We start from the raw sequence: 11730 nt of genomic DNA, 5'->3' as shown, positions 1-11730 counted from the left end.
GTCGTTCGATTTGCCGCGTTATTGATTGGCTGGCTTGGCCCAGATTGTTGCCACATAAACGCTTTAAACAGCAAATATGCGCCATTTGATTAGAATCAATGTAAGTTAACTATGGCATTTACGGGCGTGAGCACCTAAATACCGCTCTTAAACGAGCTTCTGCGGAAGTTCTGGCGATCCCATGGAACGAGTATTTGGATGAAGGCTGACTATTACGAAACCCTCGGCGTAGGCAAAGGCGCTGATGAGAAAGAGCTGAAGAGCGCTTTCCGTAAACTGGCAATGCAATTCCACCCTGACAAGAATCCGGGCGATGCCAATGCCGAGCACAAGTTCAAGGAAATCGGCGAAGCCTATGAAACGCTGAAAGATCCGCAAAAGCGCGCGGCCTATGATCGCTTCGGTCACGCTGCCTTTGAAAATGGCGGCATGGGCGGCGGTGGTTTCGGTGGCGGCGGCAGCGGTGGCTTTGCCGACATATTTGAAGACATTTTTGGCGAGATGATGGGCGGCGGACGCCAGCGCCGTTCCGGTGGTCGCGAGCGCGGTGCGGACCTGCGCTACAATATGGAAATCACGCTTGAAGAAGCCTATGCAGGCAAGACGGCGCAAATCCATGTCCCGACATCGATTACTTGCGACGAATGCTCCGGCAGTGGTGCCAAGCCCGGCACGCAACCGGTCACATGCGGCACCTGTAGCGGTTCCGGCCGCGTGCGTGCAGCTCAGGGTTTCTTTTCCATTGAACGCACCTGCCCGACCTGTCACGGCCGCGGCCAGATCATCAAGGACCCTTGCCCGAAATGCAGCGGCCAGGGACGTATCACCGAAGAGCGTTCTCTCTCGGTCAATATTCCAGCCGGCATTGAAGATGGAACACGCATTCGCCTCACGGGTGAGGGCGAGGCAGGACTTCGCGGCGGCCCCTCAGGCGATCTTTATATTTTCCTCTCGCTGAAGCCACATGAATTCTTCCAGCGCGATGGTGCCGATCTTTATTGCAAAGTCCCGATCTCGATGACTACAGCCGCGCTTGGCGGACAGTTCGAGGTGGCGACACTGGATGGCACCCAGACGCGCGTCAAGATTCCAGATGGTACGCAAAACGCCAAGCAGTTCCGCCTGAAAGGCAAAGGCATGCCGGTTCTACGGCAACCCGCCATGGGCGATCTCTATATTCAGATCGCAATTGAAACCCCGCAAAACCTCAACAAGAAGCAGCGCGAATTGCTGGAAGAATTCGAACGCGTTTCTTCGCAGGACAATAGCCCGCAATCGACAGGCTTCTTTTCCCGCATGAAGGATTTCTTTGAGGGGTTGAGCGAGTAGTTTATTGAGTTTTTCGCAAGTTGCAGCCTTGCATCTATCGTCGGTTGCGTCATAAATTGTTCTTGCTGCGACGGAGGAATGGCATGTCACGACCACTGGGCAAGAAGTTTGCCGAAAAATTCGGCGAGGAAATTCGCTTCTTCAAGGGTTGGATGCACGGGCCGAAGGCTGTCGGGTCAATTTTGCCGACAAGTTCTGTCACGGCTCGCCGCATGGCAAGCGTCATCAATCCGCATTCCGGCCTTCCTGTGCTGGAGTTGGGGCCGGGCACGGGTGTTATCACCAAAGCCATTTTGAAGCGCGGTGTAGAGCCATCCGACCTTTACTGCGTTGAATATTCAGCGGATTTTGCTGAACATTTGCGAGAAGATTTTCCAGGCGTAAACATTATCGAAGGCGATGCTTTCGATCTGGATACGACCCTTGGCGACAAGCGTGACCAGAAGTTTGATTCGGTCATTTCGGCGGTGCCCTTGTTGAACTTCCCCGTCGGCGACCGCGTTAAAATCATCGAAGATCTGTTGCGCCGTATCCCCCATGGCCGCCCGGTCGTTCAGATCACCTATGGCCCCATGTCGCCTGTTCCTGCTGGACGCGGTAATTACAAGGTCGAACATCTCGACTTCATTATCCGCAATGTGCCGCCAGCCCGGCTTTGGGTGTATCGGCGCGCCGATTAGGTTCTTTCCTGTTGGCCGTTTCTGTGCGATTGGAATACGATCAACAGAAAAGGTGATTTGTCATGACGAATGCGGCTTTGCGCGAGCGCCTGATCGTGGGCCTTGATGTGCCTACGGTTGAAGTGGCCAATGAGGTTGTCGGCGAACTTGGCGATATGGTGACCTTCTATAAAATCGGCTATCAGCTGGTATTTGCCGGGGGATTGGATTTTGCATCTGACCTGGTCCGGTCGGGCAAAAAAGTCTTTCTGGATATGAAGCTTCTCGATATCGACAATACTGTCGCCAAGGGCGTCGAGAATATTGTTAAAATGGGCGTGTCGATGCTCACCTTGCATGCTTATCCGAGGGCCATGAGGGCAGCGGTTGAAGCAGCGCACGGATCGGATCTGTGCTTGCTCGGTGTCACTGTTCTGACTTCGATGGATGGGCAAGACCTCATTGAGGCCGGTTACGCCGACAGTCCCGAAGCTCTTGTTCTAAAGCGCGCAAAACAGGCCGCCGACGCCGGCATGGGCGGCATTGTGTGCTCTGCCGCCGAAGCATCGGGCGTACGCGAGATTGTCGGGCCGAAACTCAATATTGTGACACCGGGTATCCGCCCGGCAGGTGCGGATGTTGGAGACCAAAAACGGGTAATGACACCTGCGGATGCGCTTCGTGGCGGGGCGACACATCTTGTGGTCGGGCGTCCAATTATTGCCGCGCAAGATCGGCGTTCAGCGGCTGAATCGATATTGAGCGAAATGGCAAACGGATTTGCGCCAGCATAAGCTCGATTAGGATGGGATGTGATTCTCAAATCGAGCTAATGGCTGGAAATGAGAGCACAGTCTCAAGCTGTAAGAGTAACCAATTGCAGAAGGTAGAGGGACTATGGCCAAGGGATATTGGATAGCACGTGTCGACGTTCGGGATGCTGAACGGTACAAGGATTACGTCTCGACGGCAAAACCGGCCTTTGAAAAGTTTGGCGCCAATTTCCTGGCACGGGGCGGTCCATTTCACACATTGGAAGGGCAAGCCCGTGGCCGCAATGTCGTGATCGAGTTTCCGTCGGTCCAAGCAGCATTAGATTGTTACAATTCGCCGGAATATCAGGCGGCTAAAGCAATTCGGCAAAGCGTGGCTGACGCTGAAATGCTGATTGTCGAGGGCGCTTGACACTTTAGCTAATAATTTCAATGGTTTCTGGCTATGCCGGGCTAAGGCATTTTTATCCAGCCTTAGCTGTTTGTTGCATTGCAATATTACCAAAACCGGATAGGCTCACTGATCAATCAAGAACTTTTTCACCTGTGAGTGAGATGGTCTTTAGGTTGCAGTTGTGCTGATGGATCGGACAGTGGAATGTTTTACCAGCTTTATGAACTCAACCATGCGGCGCTTCAACCCTATCGCGCTCTGGCTGACGCTACCAAGTTGTTTTACGACAACCCGTTGAATCCATTGTCACAAACGGTTTTAGGGCGTTCGATTACTGCTGGCTGCGAGCTGTTTGAGCGCGCCACGAGAGCCTATGCAAAACCAAAGTTCAACCTTCCGACGACTGTCGTTGATGGCGTTGAAACGGAAATTCGCGAGAAAACGGTCTGGTCAAAGCCATTCTGCAACGTGGTTCATTTCAAGCGCTCATTGTCGGCAAAACGGGCTGCCGATCCCAAGATCTTGATCGTGGCTCCCATGTCCGGGCACTATGCGACTTTGCTGCGCGGCACAGTCGAGGCCTTGCTGCCGGATGCCGAGGTTTACATTACCGATTGGGTCGACGCGCGCACTGTTCCTTTGAGCGATGGTTCTTTCGATCTTGACGACTATATCGATTATGTCATCGAAATACTTCATGCATTGGGCGAGGATACCCACGTTGTCGCGGTCTGCCAGCCCTCTGTGCCCGTGCTTGCTGCCGTGGCAGTCATGGAAGCCAATGGCGATCGGTTTGCCCCGTCGAGCATGACGCTGATGGGCGGGCCAATTGATACCCGCAAGAATCCGACAGCTGTGAACAAGCTTGCCGAAGAAAAGGGTATCGACTGGTTCCGCGAAAATGTAATCATGTCTGTTCCATGGCCGCATGCCGGTTTCATGCGCGATGTATATCCAGGGTTTTTACAGCTTTCCGGGTTCATGAGCATGAATCTCGACCGGCATATTACTGCCCACAAGGAATTTTTTGTGCATCTGGTCAAGGAAGATGGCGATTCCGCAGACAAGCATCGCGAGTTCTACGATGAATATCTTGCGGTAATGGATCTGACAGCCGAGTTTTATTTGCAGACTGTGGATACGGTTTTTGTGCGCCAGGCTTTACCAAAAGGGGAGATGACGCATCGCGGCCTGCCGGTTGACCCATCTGCGATTCGCAATGTGGCGCTTCTGACTGTTGAGGGAGAGAACGATGATATTTCGGGCGTGGGTCAGACAAAGGCCGCGCAAACGCTATGCGTCAATATCCCTGAAGACATGCGGCTACATTATCTACAGCCCAAGGTTGGCCACTACGGCGTTTTCAATGGGTCGAGATTCCGCGCTGAAATCGCGCCGCGGATCGTCAAATTCGTCAATGACCACGCACAGGCAAAACGTCAATCAAATGTAACACCCATCACGCGACGCGCTTGATACGAGCGGAAACGTCGGGCGCGTTAGAGATTAGTTTGCCGACTTAAAAAGCGCCCGGCGCTCTGGCAAAATTAGCCGCATCATCCAAATAGTCCATAAGATAAGGGCCGCTTGTTCAGCGGCCCTTTCTCATTTCCATTACAGATTGAAGTCGTTTGCCGACCAGTCATGGTCCGTATTATTGACCTCAATGATAAGGTCGGCAATTCCGTCGCCGTCACTATCAGCCTCGATATGCAGATATTGCGTATCGCTTGCCTGTTCCGGCACCACGATCCGCAATTCGCCTGCCGCACCGGAGAAGTCGCTTTCGCCAATGAAATGGTAAGGCTGGTTGCCAGCGGTATTTGTATCCGCATCGAGACGGCTCAGATCGATCTTGTCACCGTCAGTTGCGCTGAAGTCGGTAATGTGGGCAGTCCGCCCGAACGTCTCGAAGATAAACGTGTCTGCTCCAGACCCACCGCTCAGCCAATTATTGCCGTCGCCACCATTAAGAATGTCATTGCCTTCGCCGCCGTTCAAGCGGTCATCGCCCGCACTGCCATTCAGGACATCGTCGCCTGAGCCGCCACGAAGGAAATCATCGCCTTCGCCGCCTAACAACGTGTCATTGCCATCGCCGCCATCAATCCAATCCGTGCCGGCTCCACCATTGAGCTGATCATCGCCGCCATCGCCGCTGATCCTGTCATCGCCGGAGCCACCAAATACCTTGTCATCGCCATCGCCAGCATTGACCCAGTTTGCAGCACCGCTGGTGTGGATCTCGTCATCACCAGCCCCGGCATCAATCCAATTGGTTCCTTCGCCGCCGTCAATTGCGTCATTGCCGGTGCCGCCACTGATGCGGTCGTCGCCGTCGCCGCCATTCAGAACGTCATCGCCAGCGCCGCCGATCAGTGTGTCGTCGCCAGCATCGCCGCGAATATGATCATCGCCCAGACCGCCATTGAGATAGTCATTTCCCGTACCGCCGTCGAGCCAGTCATTACCGGCACCGCCGAGCAATTGGTCGTCGCCTTCGTCGCCACTAAGCCGGTCATCGCCATTGCCGCCGTCGAGAACATCATTGCCAGCGCCACCATAGGCGTAGTCTTCGCCTGAGCCGCCGAGCAGCTTGTCGTCGCCTGTTCCGCCGTCCAGCCAGTCATTGCCGGCACCGCCGACCAATGTGTCATTGCCGGCGCCGCCGCCAAGGCCGTCATCCCCGTCGAGGCCAGCCAGAACATTGTCTCCGGCATCGCCGGAAATGACATCGTTGAAACCGGAACCCACAACGTTTTCGAAACCGACGGCAAGCCGGTCACCTTCCGCATCGCCATGCCAACCGCCGAGCGTGCCCGAACCGTTAAGTCCGCCCAGACGTACCATGACTCCTTCTTTCGAACCGGCATAACCCAGCGTGTCGATACCCTCATTGCCGAACAGCAAATCGGTTCCGCTCCCACCTTCGATATATTCGTTGCCGCTGCCACCGAAAATTGTGTCGTCGCCATTATTGCCGATAATGACCTCGTCGAGACCATTTTCCGGATGAATATTCAAAAGGTCGAGCAGGGATTGATTGAGCGCCATGGCAGTCCTCGATTTGGAGAGTTTCACTCAGATAAGCTTGGATATATTTTGAATATGAACTACAAATTTAGTTCTATTCCAACCCAAATTTTTATGACAAAGTATGTTTGAAATATAGCTTCAATATATTTCAAAAGTTGAATTAAAATATATTTGGAATTTCGCTTATCTTTCAACGAACGCAGGTTTGAGTAACGAAGGGTACGGCGCCCTATGCCGCCAATTGCCTCCGAAAAAAAGTTTGGCCATGGCCGCCGAAATTCATGGGGGGTCTGTGAATTTTGCTTCCTGGAAAATTGAAAAGAAAGCTTTGTCTCCTGCGTGATTTGACCATATCGGTTGGAAACTTCGCAATGTTTGCCGATTTTTCCCCAAAACCTGGCAAATTTTGCCGAATATTCTCTATCGCAGCGTGTGTTTTAGTTGTGATCGGTTGATAATTCACCGTGAGCTCAGCCTTTTAACCCGGAATGTTTCCGCTGTTTCATCTTGACACATTGCAAGCCAGCGCGACGCGACTAATATATTAATTGACCAATTGGAGAGTTACATGGACACCCTCACCGCACCGCGGCATTTGCGCCTGCATGCCAGCGACAATGTCGTCGTTGCTGTCGACACGTTTCAGGTCGGGCAACGCATTGAAAATGTTACCGTAACGGATCGCGTGCCGCGCGGCCACAAACTCGCTTCGCGGTTGATTGCCAAGGGTGAGCCGGTTCGCAAATTTGGCCAGATCATTGGTTCTGCTTCCAAGCAGATCGAGCCAGGCCAATGGGTGCATGAACATAATCTCGACTACAGCGATTTCGCGCGCGAACCTGATGCGGCTCACGCGACCTCCGTGCATGGCGTACTGCCCATTAGCCAACGTGCTGTTTTTGAAGGGTTTCGCCGCGCCAATGGGCGTGCCGGAACGCGCAATTATATCGGCGTTTTGACCTCCGTGAACTGCTCCGCTTCGGTTGCCCGGTTCATCGCTGAGGCAGTGCAAAAGTCCGGTATTCTTGACGAATATCCGATGGTTGACGGCATAATTCCGCTGGTTCATGGCGGTGGATGCGCGCTTGATGTGAAGGGTGAGGGTTACGAGGTTTTGAAGCGTACCCAGTGGGGCTATGCAACCAATCCCAATATCGCCGCAGTGCTCATGGTCGGCCTTGGATGCGAGGGATTCCAGATCGGACGCTGGAAAGAAGCCTATAATATTGTCGAAAGCGACACATTCCGCAGCCTGACAATTCAGGAGGTAGGCGGCACGCGTAAGACCATGGAAGCGGGTGTCGCTGCCGTGCGTGACATGCTGCCGACAGCGGCAAATGTGAAGCGCGAAACCATTCCCGCATCGGAACTCATGCTCGCCTTGCAATGCGGCGGCTCGGACGGTTATTCCGGCATCACCGCCAATCCGGCGTTGGGCGCGGCCGTTGATCTTCTGGTGCAGCAGGGTGGCACCGCCATTCTTTCCGAAACGCCGGAGATTTATGGTGCAGAACACCTGTTGATTGAGCGCGCTTCAAACCCTGAAGCGGTCGAACGCCTGCAATCGGTCATCGCTTGGTGGGAAGATTACACGGCGCGTAACCGCATGGAAATGAACAATAATCCTTCACCCGGCAATAAGGCGGGCGGATTGACCACCATCCTTGAGAAGTCGCTTGGCGCGGTGGCAAAGTCTGGCACAACGCCGCTCGAAGCGGTCTATGGCTATGCGGAACCAGTTACGGCGCGCGGTTTGGTTTTCATGGATACTCCCGGCTACGATCCAGTTTCCGCGACGGGCCAGGTGGCAGGCGGTGCCAATATTCTTGCCTTCACCACGGGCCGTGGTTCTGCCTATGGCTGCAAGCCGACGCCTTCCATCAAGCTCGCCACCAATACCCCGATGTATACGCAGATGATCGAGGATATGGATATCAATTGCGGTGACGTCCTCGACGGTGTCTCCATCGAAGACAAGGGACGCGAAATATTCGAGCATATCCTGAAGATCGCCTCAGGTGAGCGCAGCAAATCCGAGGCCCTGGGCTATGGCGATGCGGAATTCGTGCCATGGCAAATCGGGGCCACAATGTAAGGTCTCTCCAAAGAAATGAGTTAAATCAAGGGAGCCGGGGCTCCCTTTTTTATGGAATTCCCGACTTAAGCGAATATTGAGGCCGGGTTGCTTTTCCTCCGATTAATATACTAATATGATTATTCTTGTTTTGGGAGAAATAAGAATAATCGGTCATTTCTGGGAGGAAAATAATGATCCGAATTAATCGCAGACAAGCAATCGGGGGATTGGCTGGCATTGCCGGAATAACTGCATTGCCGCGCTTTTCTTTTGCGCAATCACTACCTCTGCCATCGTCACCTGTCGCGCTGCACATCATCGATGTAGCTGGAAATCTGCAGCTGACACAGGCGGCAATCGAGAAGTTTGCCAAGGAAAATCCAGCACTTATATCGAAAGTGATTTTCTCGCGCGCCCCCTCACCGGAGCTTCCGGCCAAGCTCAAGGCGCAGCAGACTGCCAACCGGGTCGATATTGATCTGGTGCTGACAGGCCCCGGCGCTATGTCAGATGGCATTACACAAGGTCTTTGGATCGATGTCTGGACGAAATACCCGGACCTCTTGCCGAAAGCAGATGAAATCTATCATGAGAAGGCACTCATGATGCAGAAGAATTTCGGCCAAAATGAAGGCGTGGCTGTCGTCTACTCACCCTCCGGACCATTGTTTGAATATGCGCCGGATCGCGTCAAAACAGTGCCGAAGAATGCGGAGGAATTGCTCGCTTGGGTCAAGGCGAATCCTGGCCGTTTTTGTTACGCGCGCCCGGTTAATTCGGGACCTGGATGGACCTTCTTGATGGCCATGCCCTATATTCTCGGCGATAAAAACCCCAGCGATCCCATCAATGGCTGGGAAAAGACATGGGCATATTTGAAAGAACTCGATCAGGGCATCGATTATTACCCGCCCGGCACCACCGCGACCATGAAGGAGTTTGCTGAAGGCACGCGTGATATGATCGTGTCCACCTTCGGTTGGGACATTAATCCGCGCGTCCTTGGCGTGGTACCCAAGGAAGCAGAAACCTTTGCGCTTGATGGCACCCATTGGGTTCCGGACACCCAGTTCATGTGTATTCCGCGCGGGGTTGGTGATGACAAGGTTGCCGTGCTGCTCAAGCTCATGTCCTACATGCTCGAACCGGCGCAGCAGGCCTATACCTATGACAAGGGCTATTTCTATCCCGGTCCGGCAGTAAAGGACGTTCCGCTCAATATGGCGCCGCAGGAAAGCCAGGATGTCATCGCCGAGTTTGGGCGCCCAATCTATGAAGATTTGATCGCGAAATATCCGGTGGAGGCTCCCTTGAAGCCGCAATTGCTTGTTGCAGCTTTTGAAAAATGGGACCGTGAAGTCGGTGCCAATAAGATGAACAAGTAGCAGGTAAAAGTCATGCGGTTTGCCGTCATTGGCATTGATCATCGTCATATCTACCATATGATCAATGGTCTGATTGAAGCCGGCGCTGAGTGCGCCGGTTTCGTTTCGCAAACATCAGACGGGAAAATTCTTGAAGGCATTGCCGAGCGTTTTCCCGACCTCAAATCCGTACCCGATGGCCGGGTTTTTATCGATGATCCATCGATTGATATAATCGTTACAGCGGCAGTGCCAAGTGAGCGCGCAGCAATTGCCATTGCAGCCATGAAGGCTGGCAAGGACGTGATGTCGGACAAGCCGGGGATCACCGATTACGCACAGCTTGCAGAGATCGAAAAGGTCGTAGCGGAAACGGGACGCATATTTTCCATCTGCTTTTCGGAGCGTTTCGTTGTTCCAGCAACCGGAGTGGCGCAGAAGCTGATTGATGAGGGTTCCATCGGGCGTGTAATCCAGACTATCGGTCTTGGACCCCATAGACTGAACCGCCCCATTCGGCCTGACTGGTTCTTCGATTCTGCATTTTACGGCGGCATTCTGGTCGATATTGCTTCGCACCAGATCGATCAGTTTCTGACCTATACAGGGTCTGACACTGCGGAGATCATATCCAGCGCAATTGGCCATTTTGGTGCCGACGATATTCCGGCGTTTCAGGATTTTGGCGAAGTGTTACTGCGCAGCGATCAGGCAACCGGCTATGTTCGCGTGGATTGGTTCACCGCCGATGGGCTTTCCACCTGGGGCGACGGCAGGCTGATCATACTTGGCACAGAAGGCACGATCGAGCTGCGTAAATATGTCGATATTGCCGGTCGCGACGGGACGGACCACGTGTTCCTCGTGAACGGCAAGGGCACAAAACATATGGATGCCAGCCGGGAACCGATCACTTACTTCAGGACCTTTCTGACGGATGTGCGCGAGCGCAGTGAAACCACGATGAAGCAAAGCCACGTCTTTACCGTGAGCAGACTGGCGCTTGACGCACAAAAACGCGCGACCATCCTCGCGCACCGCCCCGCGTTTCGACCGCAGGAGAACAAGCAATGAAAATGCTCGGCCTTGCAATCATCGGCCTTGGGCCCGCGGCGCTGCCCCATGCGAAAAGCCTTGTCGACCTTCAGGACAAGGTGGATGTGATATGGGCGGCCAGCAGGACAAAGGAGCGTACGGAAGAGTTTTCGAAGAGTTTTCCTTTTCCGGTGACCAACGATGTTGATGCTGCCATCGCAGACCCTGCTGTGGACATTGTGCTGGTGTTGACACCGGCCAATGCCCACCTTGAAATCGCCGAGAAGAGTTTTGCCGCTGGCAAACATGTGCTTCTGGAAAAGCCGTTGGACATTACGTTGCAACGTGCGGAGCAAATTGTTTCACGCGGCCGTGCCAGCGGGCTGACATTCGGTGTTGTATTGCAGCACAGGTTCAGGCCCGCCAGCCTCAGGCTACGCCAAGCGCTGGAAGACAAGAGTCTGGGTGATGTGCAGGCAACGTCGCTACGCGTACCCTGGTGGCGTCCGCAGAGTTATTATGATGAAGGTGGAAGGGGAACCTTCGCTCGCGATGGGGGAGGCGTGCTGCTATCGCAGGCAATCCACGCATTGGATTTGTTCCGTTCGCTTCTTCCCATCAGCACTATTGTGGCCTCGCAGGTACGAACGACCGCTCTGCATCGCATGGAATCGGAAGATCATGTGACAGCCTTAATGACCCTGGCCAATGGCGCGCCTGCATCTCTTTTGGCCACGACAGCCGCCTTTCCGGGTTTTCCGGAAACCTTGGAAATCACCGGATCGCTTGGTTCGGCTCATCTTGCGGGCGGCGCCTTGAAGCTTTCCTGGTTGGATGGACACGAGGAAATCATCGAGGCGGAAGGCAAGTCCGGCAGTGGGGCGAATATCATGGATTTCCCCCATGATGCGCATCGGGCGCTCATTGCGGATTTTCTGGCCGCAGTCGCCGAAAAACGGGACCCAATAGTGACAGGGGAAGAAGCTCTGGCGACCCAAAAATTTATCGCGGATATCATCCGGGCGGATCCATCCAATTTCCAGCCAGTTTGAGCAGCTTTGAA

At 53.8% G+C, this 11730-nt stretch carries 10 protein-coding genes; 9 read left to right on the top strand and 1 reads right to left on the bottom strand.

Annotated elements, in window-relative coordinates:
• Positions 1 to 198: 198 nt before the first annotated feature.
• From dnaJ to V9K92_RS12380, 5 genes are all read left to right on the top strand, one after another.
• A complete protein-coding gene (gene dnaJ, locus V9K92_RS12400) occupies positions 199 to 1329 on the top strand; it encodes a molecular chaperone DnaJ (protein ID WP_115054553.1) in 1131 nt (376 codons plus the stop codon).
• 83 nt (positions 1330 to 1412) lie between these two features.
• A complete protein-coding gene (pmtA, locus tag V9K92_RS12395) occupies positions 1413 to 2009 on the top strand; it encodes a phospholipid N-methyltransferase PmtA (RefSeq protein ID WP_115054554.1) in 597 nt (198 codons plus the stop codon).
• Between the two features lie 62 nt (positions 2010 to 2071).
• A complete protein-coding gene (gene pyrF, locus V9K92_RS12390; protein WP_337354130.1) occupies positions 2072 to 2782 on the top strand; it encodes an orotidine-5'-phosphate decarboxylase in 711 nt (236 codons plus the stop codon).
• Positions 2783 to 2885: 103 nt separating this feature from the next.
• Positions 2886 to 3173 carry a DUF1330 domain-containing protein gene (locus V9K92_RS12385; RefSeq protein ID WP_115054556.1) on the top strand — a complete coding sequence of 96 codons (288 nt, stop codon included), beginning with the start codon at positions 2886 to 2888 and terminating at the stop codon, positions 3171 to 3173.
• A gap of 186 nt (positions 3174 to 3359) precedes the next feature.
• Positions 3360 to 4631 (top strand): polyhydroxyalkanoate depolymerase, encoded by a 1272-nt coding sequence (locus V9K92_RS12380; RefSeq protein ID WP_337354129.1) that lies wholly within the window; start codon positions 3360 to 3362, stop codon positions 4629 to 4631.
• A gap of 138 nt (positions 4632 to 4769) precedes the next feature.
• Here V9K92_RS12380 and V9K92_RS12375 read toward each other — a convergent pair whose 3' ends face one another.
• Positions 4770 to 6209 (bottom strand): calcium-binding protein, encoded by a 1440-nt coding sequence (locus V9K92_RS12375; RefSeq protein ID WP_337354128.1) that lies wholly within the window; start codon positions 6207 to 6209, stop codon positions 4770 to 4772.
• A gap of 550 nt (positions 6210 to 6759) precedes the next feature.
• Between V9K92_RS12375 and V9K92_RS12370 the strand changes: the two genes are divergently transcribed.
• The 4 genes from V9K92_RS12370 to V9K92_RS12355 all read left to right on the top strand — a co-directional run bounded on the left by V9K92_RS12370 (position 6760) and on the right by V9K92_RS12355 (position 11719).
• Entirely contained in the window at positions 6760 to 8286 is a 1527-nt protein-coding gene (locus V9K92_RS12370; protein WP_337354127.1) for a UxaA family hydrolase, read from the top strand.
• Positions 8287 to 8462: 176 nt separating this feature from the next.
• Positions 8463 to 9653, top strand: a complete 1191-nt coding sequence (locus V9K92_RS12365) for an ABC transporter substrate-binding protein (RefSeq protein ID WP_337354374.1) — start codon at positions 8463 to 8465, stop codon at positions 9651 to 9653.
• 12 nt (positions 9654 to 9665) lie between these two features.
• Entirely contained in the window at positions 9666 to 10706 is a 1041-nt protein-coding gene (locus V9K92_RS12360; RefSeq protein ID WP_337354126.1) for a Gfo/Idh/MocA family protein, read from the top strand.
• A complete protein-coding gene (locus V9K92_RS12355) occupies positions 10703 to 11719 on the top strand; it encodes a Gfo/Idh/MocA family protein (protein WP_337354125.1) in 1017 nt (338 codons plus the stop codon). The genes V9K92_RS12360 and V9K92_RS12355 overlap by 4 nt, the downstream gene beginning before the upstream one ends.
• The last annotated feature ends 11 nt before the right edge of the window (positions 11720 to 11730 follow it).

Source organism: Phyllobacterium sp. CCNWLW109 (assembly GCF_037203905.1).
GTDB classification, from domain to species: domain Bacteria; phylum Pseudomonadota; class Alphaproteobacteria; order Rhizobiales; family Rhizobiaceae; genus Phyllobacterium; species Phyllobacterium ifriqiyense.
This window is presented reverse-complemented; position numbering and strand designations above follow the sequence as displayed.